Origin of the sequence: Virgibacillus sp. MSJ-26 (genome assembly GCF_018918075.1) — a bacterium.
In the GTDB taxonomy this organism is placed as follows: Bacteria; Bacillota; Bacilli; order Bacillales; family Amphibacillaceae; genus MSJ-26.
The window spans coordinates 1-15,347 of sequence record NZ_JAHLPW010000011.1 but is presented as its reverse complement, the minus strand read 5'-3'; the positions used below and the strand labels follow the sequence as shown (position 1 = coordinate 15,347).

The 15,347-nt window shown below is 36.9% G+C and carries 14 protein-coding genes; all 14 read left to right on the top strand.

Going from position 1 to position 15,347, the window contains the following annotated elements:
- Nucleotides 1–216: 216 nt before the first annotated feature.
- The 14 genes from glmU to KQI49_RS11235 all read left to right on the top strand — a co-directional run bounded on the left by glmU (nucleotide 217) and on the right by KQI49_RS11235 (nucleotide 14,981).
- On the top strand, nucleotides 217–1,587 hold the full coding sequence (gene glmU / locus KQI49_RS11300) for a bifunctional UDP-N-acetylglucosamine diphosphorylase/glucosamine-1-phosphate N-acetyltransferase GlmU (protein ID WP_216489080.1): 1,371 nt from the start codon (nucleotides 217–219) through the stop codon (nucleotides 1,585–1,587).
- Nucleotides 1,588–1,605: 18 nt separating this feature from the next.
- The gene (locus KQI49_RS11295; RefSeq protein ID WP_216489078.1) at nucleotides 1,606–2,559 is read left to right on the top strand and encodes a ribose-phosphate diphosphokinase; all 954 of its coding nucleotides are present in this window, start codon (nucleotides 1,606–1,608) and stop codon (nucleotides 2,557–2,559) included.
- A 107-nt stretch (nucleotides 2,560–2,666) separates the two neighbouring features.
- Complete coding sequence (locus KQI49_RS11290) at nucleotides 2,667–3,305, top strand: 50S ribosomal protein L25/general stress protein Ctc (RefSeq protein ID WP_216489076.1); 639 nt, start codon at nucleotides 2,667–2,669, stop codon at nucleotides 3,303–3,305.
- 90 nt (nucleotides 3,306–3,395) lie between these two features.
- Complete coding sequence (gene pth / locus KQI49_RS11285; RefSeq protein ID WP_216489074.1) at nucleotides 3,396–3,956, top strand: aminoacyl-tRNA hydrolase; 561 nt, start codon at nucleotides 3,396–3,398, stop codon at nucleotides 3,954–3,956.
- Nucleotides 3,957–4,146: 190 nt separating this feature from the next.
- Nucleotides 4,147–4,377 (top strand): anti-sigma-F factor Fin, encoded by a 231-nt coding sequence (fin, locus tag KQI49_RS11280; RefSeq protein ID WP_216489072.1) that lies wholly within the window; start codon nucleotides 4,147–4,149, stop codon nucleotides 4,375–4,377.
- A gap of 497 nt (nucleotides 4,378–4,874) precedes the next feature.
- On the top strand, nucleotides 4,875–8,396 hold the full coding sequence (mfd, locus tag KQI49_RS11275; protein ID WP_216489070.1) for a transcription-repair coupling factor: 3,522 nt from the start codon (nucleotides 4,875–4,877) through the stop codon (nucleotides 8,394–8,396).
- Between the two features lie 252 nt (nucleotides 8,397–8,648).
- Nucleotides 8,649–9,182, top strand: coding sequence for a stage V sporulation protein T (gene spoVT / locus KQI49_RS11270; RefSeq protein WP_216489068.1), 534 nt, complete (start codon nucleotides 8,649–8,651; stop codon nucleotides 9,180–9,182).
- 702 nt (nucleotides 9,183–9,884) lie between these two features.
- Nucleotides 9,885–11,462, top strand: coding sequence for a putative polysaccharide biosynthesis protein (locus tag KQI49_RS11265; RefSeq protein WP_216489066.1), 1,578 nt, complete (start codon nucleotides 9,885–9,887; stop codon nucleotides 11,460–11,462).
- A 1-nt stretch (nucleotide 11,463) separates the two neighbouring features.
- Entirely contained in the window at nucleotides 11,464–12,912 is a 1,449-nt protein-coding gene (gene yabN, locus KQI49_RS11260) for a bifunctional methyltransferase/pyrophosphohydrolase YabN (RefSeq protein WP_216489064.1), read from the top strand.
- A 6-nt stretch (nucleotides 12,913–12,918) separates the two neighbouring features.
- Nucleotides 12,919–13,179, top strand: coding sequence for an RNA-binding S4 domain-containing protein (locus KQI49_RS11255; RefSeq protein ID WP_216489062.1), 261 nt, complete (start codon nucleotides 12,919–12,921; stop codon nucleotides 13,177–13,179).
- A 60-nt stretch (nucleotides 13,180–13,239) separates the two neighbouring features.
- Complete coding sequence (yabP, locus tag KQI49_RS11250; RefSeq protein ID WP_216489061.1) at nucleotides 13,240–13,542, top strand: sporulation protein YabP; 303 nt, start codon at nucleotides 13,240–13,242, stop codon at nucleotides 13,540–13,542.
- The gene (gene yabQ / locus KQI49_RS11245; protein WP_216489059.1) at nucleotides 13,539–14,138 is read left to right on the top strand and encodes a spore cortex biosynthesis protein YabQ; all 600 of its coding nucleotides are present in this window, start codon (nucleotides 13,539–13,541) and stop codon (nucleotides 14,136–14,138) included. Before yabP ends, yabQ begins: the two co-directional genes overlap by 4 nt.
- 5 nt (nucleotides 14,139–14,143) lie before the next feature.
- Complete coding sequence (locus KQI49_RS11240) at nucleotides 14,144–14,524, top strand: FtsB family cell division protein (RefSeq protein WP_216489057.1); 381 nt, start codon at nucleotides 14,144–14,146, stop codon at nucleotides 14,522–14,524.
- Nucleotides 14,525–14,597: 73 nt separating this feature from the next.
- On the top strand, nucleotides 14,598–14,981 hold the full coding sequence (locus tag KQI49_RS11235; RefSeq protein ID WP_216489055.1) for a S1 domain-containing RNA-binding protein: 384 nt from the start codon (nucleotides 14,598–14,600) through the stop codon (nucleotides 14,979–14,981).
- Nucleotides 14,982–15,347 lie beyond the last annotated feature (366 nt).

The window sequence follows — 15,347 nt, the reverse complement described above, 5'->3', positions numbered from 1 at the left end:
AATTTTTTTATAATAGAAGTCTAATCTTAACTGATTAGTCTTCTTTTTTGTTTAAATAATAGATTAAGTTTAATTTCACCAATAATGATTTACATACAGTGAATAATAAATAGGAATGAATGTATTAAAAAACCAAGAGAATTTCTTTATCTATATGTTGAAATGAGATGTTTTTTGGTATATATTCATAATGGATAATAGAATGGAGGTTGCCTTATGGCAAAACGTTATGCTATTGTGCTTGCAGCAGGACAAGGAACAAGAATGAAGTCTAAGCTGTATAAAGTGCTTCATCCTGTTTTAGGACGCCCAATGGTTCAACATGTTATTGATGAGGTTAAAGGATCTCAACTTGATGAAATAGTTACTGTTGTAGGGCACGGAGCTGAACAAGTTAAAGAACGAATTGGTAAAAAGAGTAAATTCGTCTTACAAGAAAAACAGTTAGGAACAGGTCATGCTTGTATGCAGGCCGAGGACTTATTAAGAGGTAAAGAAGGAACAACGATTGTTGTTTGTGGAGATACACCGCTAATTACAAAAGAGACTTATCAAGCCCTTTTTGAATATCATGAAAAAGAACAAGCAAAAGCTACTATATTGACAGCGAAGGCTCCAAATCCATTTAGTTATGGACGAGTGGTTCGTGATGAACAAGGTGAAGTTAAACGAATTGTTGAACACAAAGATGCGAGTGATGAAGAACTTTTGATTGATGAAATCAATACGGGTACATATTGCTTTGATAATCAAGCTCTGTTCGAAGCATTAAAGAAAGTTACTAATGAAAATACCCAAGGTGAATATTACTTGCCAGATGTGATTGAAATTTTACAAGGTTCATCTGAAAAGGTCGCTGCATTCATAGCTCCCGATTTTGACGAAACGCTTGGTATAAACGACCGAGTTGCTCTGTCAACTGCTGAGAAGGTAATGAAAAGACGTATAAATGAAAGACATATGAGAAACGGGGTCAGTATTATTGATCCAGATCACACGTATATCGAGCCTGATGTTGTTATTGAACAAGACGTAACTGTCTATCCAGGAACAATTATCTCTGGTCAGTCAGTTATTAAAGAAAATGCGCAAATTGGACCACATAGTGAAATTAAGAATTGTTATATAGGGAAAGAAACAGTGATTAAACAAAGTGTGGCCAGAGACAGCAAGATTGGAAATCGCGTGGCTGTTGGCCCTTATGCTCACATTCGACCCGAGGCAGCAATCAGCGATGATGCAAAAATCGGGAATTTTGTCGAGCTTAAAAAGTCTCAAATCGGTGAGAAAAGTAAGGTTCCACATTTAAGTTATATAGGTGATGCAGATATTGGAAGCAATGTTAACGTCGGATGTGGTACAATAACAGTGAATTATGATGGGAAAGATAAATATTTAACGACGATTGAAGATGATGCGTTTATCGGTTGTAACTCAAACTTGGTTGCACCAGTAACTATTGGCAAGGGATCCTTTGTGGCAGCAGGTTCTACGATCACAAAGGATGTTCCAAAAGACTCATTATCGATTGCGCGCGAAAGACAGACGAACAAAGATGGCTATGCTAAGAGACTTAGAAAAAATTAAACGGAGGGTTAGATTCATATGGCATCTACCTATAAAGATTCATCATTAAAAGTTTTTACGTTAAATTCTAATCGGGAGTTAGCGGAAGAAATTGCCAATCATATTGGTACACCATTAGGTAAATGTTCTGTAACTGAGTTTAGTGATGGGGAAATTCAAATAAATATTGAAGAAAGTATTAGAGGTTGCGACGTGTACGTCGTTCAATCGACTAGTACCCCTGTTAACAAGCATATTATGGAATTACTTATTATGATTGATGCACTTAAACGTGCTTCAGCGAGATCGGTCAATATTGTAATGCCTTACTATGGCTACGCTAGACAAGACCGAAAGGCACGTGCAAGAGAACCAATCACTGCTAAGTTGATAGCTGACCTACTACAAACGGCCGGTGCTACTCGAGTGATTACGTTGGATTTACACGCACCTCAAATCCAAGGATTCTTTGACTTGCCAATTGACCACTTACAAGGTGTCCCCATCTTAAGTGAACACTTTGAAGAAAAGGAGCTTGAAGATATAATAGTTGTATCGCCTGATCATGGTGGTGTGACACGTGCCCGCAGAATGGCAGATCGACTTGGTTCCCCAATTGGCATTATTGATAAAAGAAGACCGCGCCCTAATGTCGCCGAGGTCATGAATATCATTGGAGACATAGAGGGGAAAACAGCTATTTTAATCGATGACATCATAGATACGGCTGGAACCATTACGCTCGCAGCTAATGCATTAATTGAAAATGGTGCCAAAGAGGTTTATGCCTGTTGTACACACCCTGTTTTGTCTGGACCAGCACTTGAGCGCATTGAGAATTCTAAAATTAAAGAACTTGTCATCACCAATACAATTCCATTGCCAGAAGAGAAGAAAATTGATAAGATTACTGAGTTGTCTGTTGCTCCGCTTATTGGAGAAGCAATTACACGTGTGCATGAATTGAAATCTGTAAGCATTTTATTTGATTAATCCATGGTAATATATGATAAAATGAAAAACTACTTACTTTAAATACAGTCATTGACTTTTAAAAGATAGTTTTGATTGAGTTGTTAAAATTAATGGAGGTTAAGAAAATGGCAAAATTAAAAGCAGTAAAAAGAGAAGATCATACGACTTCAGCTACAAAAAAATTAAGAGGGCAAGGACAAGTTCCTGCTGTTGTATATGGCAAAGATAAGGAAACAAAGTCAATCGCAGTTAATAGTATCGAACTTGTAAAAACAGTACGTGATGAAGGGCGTAACGCGATTATTTCCTTAGATGTCGAAAATGATAAATCTGTAGAAGTTATGCTTCATGACTATCAAATGGATATGCTTAAGGATGAATTGATTCACGCTGATTTCTATATCGTTGATATGTCAGAAGAAATGGATGTGGATGTCGCGATTCGTCTTGACGGTGAAGCGGCTGGTACAAAAGAAGGCGGTGTATTGCAGCAACCACTATTTGAACTAGTTGTTCGTGCAAAGCCTAATAATATTCCAGATGAAATTGTTGTCGATGTATCTGACTTAGATATCGGTGATAGTATCACTATTGCTGATTTACCAAAATCAGATAAATATGAAATACTTGAAGAAGAAGATACCGCAGTAGCAACAGTTACAGCTCCAACAGAAGAAGAAGACTTAGAACCATCTGATGAAGATGAATCAGCTGAGCCTGAACTAGTTGGCGCTGAAGATGATGAAGAGGAAGAACAAGAGTAATATTATAAAACAAGATGAACCCTCCCTTACAAAAGACAAGTTCTTTTGGGGAGGGCTAATTGTATTTCTACGATAAAGGAAGAAAAAGAAATGAAATGTATTGTTGGACTGGGAAATCCAGGAAGGAAGTATCGAAAAACGCGCCATAATATTGGATTTATGGTCATTGATGAACTTCTAAGCCGTCATAATTGGAAATTGAATAAAAGTAAATTTAATGGAGATTATTTGATAGAACAGCTCCATGGTGAAAAGGTCATGTTACTAAAACCTCAAACATTTATGAATCTTTCAGGTGAGGCAGTTCGTCCTTTAGCTGAATACTTTAATATTGATGTCAAGGACATCCTAGTTATTTACGATGATTTAGATTTACCAGTTGGAAAAATTCGATTGAGACAAAAAGGTGGGCATGGCGGTCATAATGGCATTCGCTCATGTTTAGACCATTTAGGACAAAAAAACTTTAAGCGTTTACGACTAGGAATTGGCCGACCAATGACTGCTGTTCCAGTAGTTGATTATGTGTTAGGTAAATTTCCTAAAGCAGATCAGGCTGATGTGACTAACAGTATAACCAAAGCCGCAGATGCTTGTGAAACATGGTTGAAAAGGCCATTTGATCAAGTAATGAATGAATTTAATCAATAATCGGTGCATAGGCTAGGTATTAGAATCTTTATCGTATAAGTTGTATAGGCATCAGTATAAAAATATACTTTTCGGATAAACTTTTTAAAGAGATGCTAGAAGGGATAGCAATCGGCTTAATCTCAAGTATCTTTGAAAGGACGGGTGTTTACTTACAGTCCTGAGGTTGCTTATCTGAGGAGGTATTTTTATGTCTATTATTTATACATGTCGGCATTGCGGTCAACAAGTTGGAAAATTAAATCAAAAGATAGTTGATACGACTGTTCTAGGTTTTGATCAGCTCACAGTAGAAGAAAAACAATATATGATTCATTATAAGGATAATGGAGATATTCAGATTAAAACAATTTGTGAGAGCTGTGAAAATACTTTAGGAGAACATCCACAATATCATGAATTGGACTTTTTTATACAATAATCATCTTGCAAATTAGGAATTTTTAGCTTTGGTTTAAGCGACCAAAGCATTTTTGGGCTTGTATGATAATGTAAGAGAAATATATAAGTTAGAATGTAGGTTGCCTACGCTTTTAATGTATCTAGCTGCGGCTCCTAGGGATTTCCGTCATAAGCAATTGGCATTTCAGCGCGAAAGATCCCGCGCTTTCAGCCTCTTGCTTATGCGTTCATCCCTAAGCAGTCGCCTACGCTTTTAATGTATCTAGCTGCGGCTCCTAGGGATTTCCGTCATAAGCAATTGGCATTTCAGCGCGAAAGATCCCGCGCTTTCAGCCTCTTGCTTATGCGTTCATCCCTAAGCAGTCGCCTACGCTTTTAATGTATCTAGCTGCGGCTCCTAGGGATTCCCGTCATAAGCAATTGGCATTTCAAGCTCAGAAGATCATGCGCTTTCAGCCACTGTCTTATGCGTCCGTCTCTAAACAGTCATCAAAGCTTTTAATGGGGGATTTATATATGAAGGGTATAAATGATTATTTGAAATCGAAGGATGATATTGAGTCTATCATCGATGGGGTTTCAAGTGGACTGAATGAACAACTTATTGCTGGTTTATCTGGCTCTGCTAAAAGTTTACTCATGTCTATTTTAACAGAGGAATTAAATAGACCTATTTTGCTTGTTACCTATCAACTGGTTCAAGCACAACAACTTTATGATGATTTGGTTACTTTTATAGGAGAGAATCATGTCCATTTATACCCTGTAAATGAACTGATTGCATCTGAAATTGCTACAGCAAGTCCTGAGTTAAAGAGTCAACGAATTGATGCTTTAACGGCATGGACAAAAAATAAGTCTGGCATATTAATTGCACCGGTGGCAGCAATTAAACGATTGTTACCACCTCCTACCTATTGGGAGAATTACCAACTCTCCTTACAAGATGGAGAAGTTATTGACGTTGATCGACATCTATCTTCACTCATTGATATGGGTTATGAAAGAGTTTCGATGGTAACTACACCTGGTGAGTTTAGTCTTAGGGGTGGAATCATCGACATCTACCCAGTTACTGAGACAGATCCAATCCGAGTTGAACTATTTGATGATGAGATTGATTCTATTCGGTATTTTGATGCTGAAACACAAAGATCTCTGGAGAAGAAGGAAAAGATTAATGTTGGACCAGCAACAGAATTACTCTTAACAAATGAAGATCTTTTATCAGGTGCTCAACGACTAGAGACGGCTTTGTCAGAAACATTAAAAAAATTAAAGACGAATGAAGAAAAAGAAACGCTTGTAGAGTCGGTAGAGCAAGATATTGAGCGTTTGAAAAACTTAGAACACTTCCCGGAGATGGCTAAGTACTTAGGTTTTCTATATGATCAGCCCGCTAGTTTATTAGATTATTTGCCCCAAAAAGGTTTACTTGTCTTTGATGAAATGAGTCGAATTCAAGAGACGGCTAATCACCTTGATAACGAAGAAGCTGAATGGTATAGCAGTTTACTTGAATCGAATCAAATGGTTAAAGAAAGTCGCTTTTCTTTTGACTGGCATACTGCTTGGGAAAAGGTTAAACATCAACGTCTTTACTTATCAGTTTTCTTGCGACATATAACCAATACAAAACCGGAAAATATTATTAATATTTCATCACGTGCTATGCAAGAGTTTCATGGACAAATGAACTTACTGTCAAATGAATTGCAGCGCTGGGAAAAGGGCGATTATTCAGTTATTATCATGGCGCCTAACGAAAGTCGTGCACAAAAAATCCATTCTATTTTAAAAGATTATAATATAGAATCGAATGTTGTAACGGAACAATTAACCTTACCTATTCAACTTCCAACAATCACAGTTGGGGATATTATAAATGGAATTGAAATGCCGATGCATAAACTGGCATTAATTACAGAAAATGAGTTATTTAAGAAAAAGACTAAAAGGCCAAAGAAAAGACAAAAGATTTCTAATGCGGAAAGGATTAAAAGTTATCAAGAATTAAAAGTCGGTGACTATGTAGTTCATGCCAACCATGGGATTGGTAAGTATCTAGGAATAGAGACCTTAAAAGTTGGCGATAAAAATAAGGATTACATGCTGATTAAATATTCTGGGGACGATAAACTTTTTGTTCCTATTGACCAAATTGACCTGGTGCAAAAGTATGTGGCTTCAGAAGGAAAAGAACCTAGACTTTATAAGCTGGGTGGCTCTGAATGGGCAAAAGTAAAACGTCGCGTTCAGTCTTCAGTAGAAGATATAGCAGATGATTTAATTAAATTATACGCTGAAAGGGAAGCGATGAAGGGGTATGCGTTTAGCGAGGATAGTGATTTGCAACGTGATTTTGACGCCTCCTTCCAGTATCAAGAGACGGATGATCAATTAAGGTGTATTGAAGAAATTAAACACGATATGGAAAGATCCCAGCCGATGGATCGACTTTTATGTGGAGATGTTGGGTATGGAAAAACAGAAGTTGCTATTAGGGCAGCTTTCAAGGCAATTGCAGATGGTAAACAAGTTGCATTTTTAGTACCTACTACAATTCTTGCACAACAACATTATGAAACTATACAGGAACGCTTTATAGAACAAGGAGTCAATATTGGCATACTTAGTCGATTCAGAACACGAAAGCAACAAAACGAAACACTTGATAAGCTAAAAAAAGGTCTTATTGATATCGTAATAGGAACACATCGACTGCTTTCAAAGGACGTCCAGTATCATGATTTAGGGTTACTTATCGTTGATGAGGAACAGCGCTTTGGGGTTAAACACAAAGAAAAGATTAAACAATTAAAGACAAATGTAGATGTCCTCACATTGACAGCAACACCGATACCAAGAACATTGCACATGTCAATGCTTGGTGTGAGAGATTTATCGGTTATTGAAACACCTCCCGAAAATCGATTCCCAATTCAGACCTATGTTCTTGAATACAATCCAGTCTTTATTAGAGAAGCAATTGAAAGAGAGATGGCTCGAGGTGGGCAAGTCTTTTTCCTATTTAATCGTGTTGAGAATATTGAGCGTATGGCTAGAGAAATTGGTATGCTCGTTGAAGATGCAAAAATCGGTGTAGCACATGGGCAAATGAACGAGACAGAACTTGAAAATGTTATGCTAGGTTTTTTAGAAGGTGAATACGATGTGCTGGTCAGTACGACAATTATTGAAACAGGTGTTGATATTCCAAATGTGAATACATTAATTGTTTATGATGCTGATCGCATGGGACTTAGCCAGCTTTATCAATTAAGAGGTCGTGTTGGCCGTTCAAATCGTGTTGCATATGCCTATTTCACATATCAAAAAGATAAAGTTTTAACAGAAGTGGCTGAAAAGAGACTGCAAGCTATCAAGGAATTTACAGAGTTAGGTTCTGGTTTTAAGATTGCAATGCGTGACTTATCAATTCGTGGAGCAGGAAACTTACTTGGTGCCCAACAGCATGGATTTATTGATTCAGTTGGGTTTGACATGTATTCTAAAATGCTAAAAGACGCTATCGATGCACGAAAAATGGGTAAAGATATAGAAGAAATAGAACCATTTGAACCTGAATTGACACTTAATATTAATGCTTATATACCGGAAAGTTATATTGAAGATGAAAGACAGAAAATCGATATGTATAAACAAATTCAAGCTGTTTCTTCAAAAGAAGATGTGGGAGAAATTCAGGATGAGTTAATTGACCGCTTTGGTGATTACCCAGAAGAAGTTGGCAACCTTCTCACGGTGTCTCAATTAAAAATGCTTGCCCGTAGGGAGAGAGTTGAATCAATTCACGAAAAAGGCAAGAAAATTGAAATGCTCGTTTCCAAGGATCGGAGTCAGCAAATAGATGGTGCAAAATTATTTGAGTTAGCAAATGAATTTGACCGTCGTGTACTACTTGGAACAGAACAAAGCAAACTAAAAATTACTTTCCAGGTATCTAAAGAAATACAAGCAACACGCTATGACGTGGTCGCTGAATTTATTAGGAAAATGAACCAAGTCAATCGTTAATTTAGAGTTAATTGGATAATCATGTATAGTTCCAAGTTGTTGATTCATACTAAATAAACACAGAGCTAAATTTTTCCTATATCTAAAAAGATATATTTACTTAAAGAAATGACATCATTAATCATCAAGCAAATGAGTGTGCTGATATAGGAAACGACAAGAGCTCAGCTGTGTTTCGTGATGTAAAGTTAAGCTAGAGACAAGCATTTGACACAACACGAAAAAAACAACGTAAGAAAGTGAGGCTTCACAATGAAAGCAACAGGAATTGTACGACGAATAGATGACTTAGGTAGAGTAGTTATTCCAAAAGAGATCAGAAGAACATTACGAATCCGTGAAGGCGACCCACTGGAAATTTTCATTGACCGTGAAGGCGAAGTAATTTTGAAAAAGTATTCGCCAATTAATGAATTAGGTCATTTTGCAACAGAATATGCAGAGGCTCTCTTTGACTCCCTCCAGTCTCCAGTATTAATTTGTGACCGCGATGAAGTGATTGCTATTGCTGGGGAGTCAAAGAAAGAATACTTAAATAAAAAAATTGGATCAAAATTAGAAAAGGTAATTGAAAGTCGCACATTAGAATTCGTCGATGAATCAGAAACTGTAGAAATAACAGCGAATAACGAACAAGAAATAACTTCATATTGTATTGCACCGGTAATTGCAAACGGTGACCCCATTGGATGTGTACTTATATTCTCGAAGGAAGATACATTTAGCAATGTTGAAGAAAAGGCTGCTGAAACGGCCGCGATATTTTTAGGAAAACAAATGGAATAAAGTGAGCAGGTTAAAAAGGCAAACGTCCTAAAGTTGTATCTGGGCGTTTGCCTTTTAATCTTGTGTAATATAGTGGTAGCAGTCTCACGATGTGAAAATGTCAAAAAAGAGAAACATCCATCGATAGAACGCTTCTCATGATGTGAAAAAGCCAAAAAAGAGAAACATCCATCGATAGAACGCTTCTCACGATGTGAAAACGTCAAAAAAGAGAAACATCCATCGATAGGATGCTTCTCATGATGTGAAAACGTCAAAAAAGAGAAACATCCATCGATAGAACGCTTCTCATGATGTGAAAACGTCAAAAAAGAGAAATATCCATCGATTGCATGGTGGGGGTCCAGCTTATACGTTGCTAATCGGGCACCTCAGCCTAATGGTGCGTCTAGCTCGAGTGACCAACGACTAGTGAACTTCCTTCACCTCCGTGCGATAAGTCAACATCAGCTTCCTACGGTCGCTGTGTTTCCTTTATCTCCTCCGGTTCAGTCCAGTTCATACGTCGCTAACCGGTCCCTCTCGCTTTTGTAACGTCTAGCTACAGCGCCCAGCCCCTCGAGGTCTTAAGTAATAAACCTTCGTGACAAAACCCGTCACTACGTTTTCTTACTTAAGCTTGTCGGGGCTACCCAGGGCGCTTTCGCTTTTGGTGTATGTTATACTATAGTTAAATTTTTGCTGGAGAGGCGTTTGGGTTGGATGGAGAATGAGACGAATAAGTTGGTGAGGGGTGCTTTGCTCCTTACGATTGCGGGTTTAGTTAGTAAAGTATTAAGTGCAGGTTACAGGATTCCTTTACAAAATTTAACGGGGGATCTTGGATTTTATATTTATCAGCAAGTGTATCCATTGCTTGGGATTGCCACGGTTCTAGCTTTGTACGGTTTTCCTTCTGCTATTTCAAAACTGACGGCGGATATGCATATGGAAGGTAGACAAGTTTGTTTTAAAAATTTTTATGGCCCATTAGGGTTGATCTTACTTGGCATTAATGGTGTTATCTTTTTGTTTTTAAAGATGAATGCCAAGTCGATTGCAGTATGGGTTGGTGATGAAAACTTAGCGTTCGCTTATGAACTGGCAGCTTTTATATTTCTGTTGATTCCGTTTACTTCATTACTACGCGGCGTTTTTCAAGGTGTTCAACAAATGAAGCCAACAGCTTACTCCCAAATAGGTGAACAATTGGTGCGCGTGTCTGTTATTATTATTGCAGCATACATCATTGCAACAAATGGAGATAGTTTTTATAAAATTGGACAAGCGGCGGGTGTAGCTGCGATTGGTGGGGCACTTGCTGCTTTGTTGATTTTAAGTGTATTTCTCTTGAAAAAACGTCCTAAATTAGCGGGGGAGAAAGTCATATCATGGCGTTATTATATAAGAACAATACTTCTATTTGGCTTAGTCGCCTCTTTAAACCATATGGTTTTACTGATTATTCAATTTGCTGATACATTTACTCTAGTCCCTAGCTTAAGGGATTATGGATTAGAAAAAATTGAGGCGATGGCGATGAAAGGTGTTTTTGATAGAGGACAGCCACTGATTCAAGTAGGCACCGTGGTTGGCTCATCATTTGCACTCGCACTTATCCCTAATCTAACGAGGGAAAAGTCAAAGTCACTTTCTAATGCACGCTATGAATCTGTACAAAGTGCGCTCAACTTTAGCTTTTACCTCTCTTTTGGAGCGATGCTTGGCTTGGTGTTAATTTTTCCCGAGACGAATGTTTTACTTTTTCAAAATGATGAGGGGACAAGTAGTTTAAGGATTTTAGCACTTTCTATTCTTTTGAGCTCACTAGCTATTACAGGCACAACTATTTTACAAGGATTAGGTTATTTTAAACGAACAGCTGGTTTTATTCTTTTTGCCTTTTTTGTTAAATGGATTGGAAATCAAATGTTAGTACCGTTCCTCGGGATTATTGGGAGTGCATTAGCCACCGTGCTCAGTTTATTCACTTTATGTGCAATTGTACTTTTTGAGCTGAAAAGAAAAGTACCTGGTTTTTCTTTCTTAAAAGGCATCCGGTTGAAGGCATTCATAAAAGCGAGTTTAATTATGATTGTCTACATTGTTGGTTTAAAAGTGATTATACCGGATATATCAATATTATCCCGTTTTACGTTATTACTATGGGTTGTATTCATTGCTATTTCAGGTGCTTTATTATATTTAATTATGTTAGTGCGAAATCAGGCGTTCTCAAAGCGGGAATTATCAGTCATGCCGTTTTCGAATCTGTTTATCAGATTGTCCAAGGAGGAGTAAAATGTCAGGAAAAATAGAAGTAATCGGACTTGGCGCTGGTGATATGAATCAGCTGCCATTAGGTATATATATAAAGTTAACAAAAACTAAAGATATAATTATGACACGAACAACAGACCATCCAGTGATTACTTTGTTACAAGAAGAAGGCGTTCAATTTGAATCATACGATAAGGTGTACCAGAACAAAAGGCAGTTCACTGAAGTATATGAAGAGATTGTAGATGATCTGCTAAAGAAAGCACAAAGTCAATCGATCGTTTACGCAGTGCCTGGACATCCTATGCTCGCTGAAAAGACGGTGCAACTTTTATTAAATCAGGAAGAGATTGAGGTTTCTGTCATTGGTGGGCACAGTTACTTGGATGATTTATTTACCTCACTTAAAATAGACCCAATTGAAGGCTTTCAATTTGTAGATGGAACTGACTTTGATAGAAAGCAACTCAATTATCGTCAACACCTTATTTTTTGCCAAGTCTATGATCGTTTCATAGCATCAGACTTAAAACTAGCCCTACTGGAAGATTTGCCTTTTGATTACACTGTCACCATTATTGATGCTGCGGGGACTGAATCCGAAAAAATACACGAAATTCCTTTAGAAGAACTTGACCATGATTTTAATATAAGTAATTTAACCAGTGTTTACGTTCCACCTGCTCCAAGTGATTTATTAAGCCACACTTTTACACGTTTAAAGGAAGTCATCTCAACGTTAAGAGGTCCTCTCGGGTGTGAATGGGATAAGGCGCAAACACATGAATCGCTAAGGGAATATTTGCTTGAAGAAGCATATGAATTGGTAGATGCCATTAATGAGCAAGATGATGAAGGAATGATTGAAGAATTAGGAGATGTACTTTTACAAGTTATGCTTCACAGTCAAATTGGAGAAGATGATGGTTATTTTACGATTGATGATGTCATTAAGACAATTACAACAAAGATGATCCATCGACATCCACATGTGTTTTCAAATACACACGTCGACTCGGTTGAGGAGATACATAAGAACTGGGAACAATTAAAGCAAGAAGAAAAGGGTGACAAGAGATCATCTATATTAGATGGCGTGCCCAAGCATCTTCCAGCTTTACTAAAAGCATATAAATTACAAAAAAGGGCAGCGAAGGTAGGCTTTGATTGGGACAACGCTCAAGATATTTGGGATAAACTTAAAGAAGAAATCGAAGAAGTACAAGAAGCAATTCAAAATAACGATCAACCGGAAATGATTAACGAACTAGGAGATGTTTTATTCGTTGTTGTTAATTTGGCTCGCTTTTACAAAATCAATCCGGAATTGGCACTCGAAGAAAGTAATCAGAAGTTCATATCTCGCTTCACCTACATTGAAAGGCAATTAAAAGAACGCGGCAAAGATATTAATGAAACGTCTCTAGAAGAAATGGATAGCTTTTGGAATCAAGCAAAAAGAAAAGGGTGATATAAAATGAGGTTGGATAAATTTTTAAAAGTTTCACGATTAATTAAAAGAAGAACGCTTGCTAAAGAAGTTGCTGATCAAGGCCGAGTGACCATTAACGGTAATAGAGCAAAGGCAGGAACAGAGGTGATCAAAGGTGATGAAGTTACCATCCGCTTTGGTCAAAAGCTTGTAACCATTAAGGTTAACGAGGTCCAAGAAGTAATTCGTAAACAAGAGGCAGGCATGATGTATGAAGTAATCAAAGAAGAAGAAGTAAAAGAGTAACTTTTTAGTTCTATACTTGTCTATTTCCACATAAGTAATAGTAATAAGGAGGACGAGTATATGAACTATTATGATAGACAACCTGGCACAGTAACTCATCAGAAGGATCATCAGTTAAAGATTAATAATCGCAAACTACTTGAAATTACAGGTGTAAAAGAAGTTGATAGTTTTGATAACGAGGAGTTTCTACTTGAAACGGTTATGGGCTATTTAATTATTCGAGGACAAAATCTACAACTGAAAAACCTTGATGTGACAGAAGGCATTGTATCCATTAAAGGAAAAGTTTATGAATTATCCTATGTTGATGATCATCAACAGGAGAAAGCTAAAGGGTTCTTTAGCAAGCTTTTTAAATGACACTTGATGTTCAATTTATGACTATGATCTCCATGATTTTAGGCGGGTTTTATTTAGGACTAGCTTTAGAAACGTTTAGGCGTTTCTCCTTTGCCTGGAAGAATAACACTTTTCTTCTTTATTTTATGGAGATCTGTTTCTGGTTAACGCAGTCTTTTATTTTATTCTATCTATTATTCCGGGTGAATGGTGGAGATATAAGGCTTTATGTGATTATAGCAAGCTTTTTTGGCTTTGCTGCCTATAAGGCACTTGCTTCCAAAGTTTATGTTCGTATTTTAGAACGTTTGATTACTATCGGAAATTCAATTTATAGATTCTCAATAAAACTATTTAATGGAATTATAATTACTCCTATAAAGTTTATTATTCAATTTGTTATTAACCTGTTAAAATGGGTAGTGAAAGGAATTATAGCCATTTTAACTTTTCTCTTAACGATTATCTTTGGCCCTATTTTATGGTTACTAAAAAAAGTTTATCACCTCTTGCCGAAACGTGTACATAATATTTTGTACAAATTAGTTGGACTTTATAGTACAATAGAAAATATAACTATTAAAGTCGCTAGATTTCTAAAGATTAAGAGGAGGTAGTGCTTATGGGCGAAAGGGAAAAGTCAGTAACAAGGTTAAATTCAGGCTATATGAAAAAGTACGATGCTCACGTGGAAAGACAACGTAGGAAAAGAAAGCGTCTTATTAGGCGTCTCGTCCTATTTGCGGCTATTGTAGTGATTGCTTTCGGAAGCATGGCTACTTATCACTTAAAACAGCGCGAACTCCATGCTACTAAAACTCAAGAGTATCAACAACTCGAGGAAGAATTAGCATCATTAAAACAAAAAGAGACTTACTTAAACGAAGAAATTGAATTGCTTAAGGATGATGAATACATCTTAGATATTGCTCGGACAAATTACTTCTTTTCAAAAGAAGGGGAATTAATCTTCAAGATTCCTAATCAAGACCCATCTTATTGACACACTTTCATGGTCTAAGGTATACTATAATATGAAGGTATGTTTATAAATTTTAAGGAGGAGCATTTTTTTTATGTCAATTGAAGTAGGCAGCAAATTGCAGGGAAAGGTAACAGGTATCACTAACTTTGGAGCTTTTGTAGAGCTTGAAAAAGGGCCAACAGGTCTTGTTCATATTAGTGAAGTTGCTGATAACTATGTTAAAGACATTAATGATCATTTAAAAGTCGGCGAAGAAGTCCAGGTAAAGGTCATCAATGTCCAAAAGGATGGAAAGATTGGCTTATCGATTAAAAAGACGAAAGAAAAACCTGTTCGTCAAAAAACCCCAAGAGAGAAAAGTGAATCATTTGAATCGAAAATGAATCGTTTTCTTAAAGACTCTGAAGACCGTTTAGCCTCTTTAAAGAAGCACACGGAATCCAGACGCGGAGGTCGAGGTGCTAAAAGAGGATAGCATTTGCTGTCTATATAAATGATGCTCTAAGATAATATAATAATTCGTTTAAATGCTTATTAAATATGGGCATTTATCCAAATAAAAAGGCTGACCCAATACTTACCTTATCGTAAGGACTTGGATCAGCCTTTTTACTATGGCCTAAAAAACTTAATTGCGTCTTATGTTAGCTATGGTTTCAGTTGATGAACATTATCCTTTCTATTAAAAGAATGAGGTAAACCATCGCTACGGAAATACGCTACGCTTTGATATGCTCCCTTTTGAGTAGACAGTTAAAAAATAAAAAAACAACTATTCAAAAGGAGAGGTATTCATTGGCAAATCCATATTATTCACCCGACTTTAAATGGAAAGTAGTTC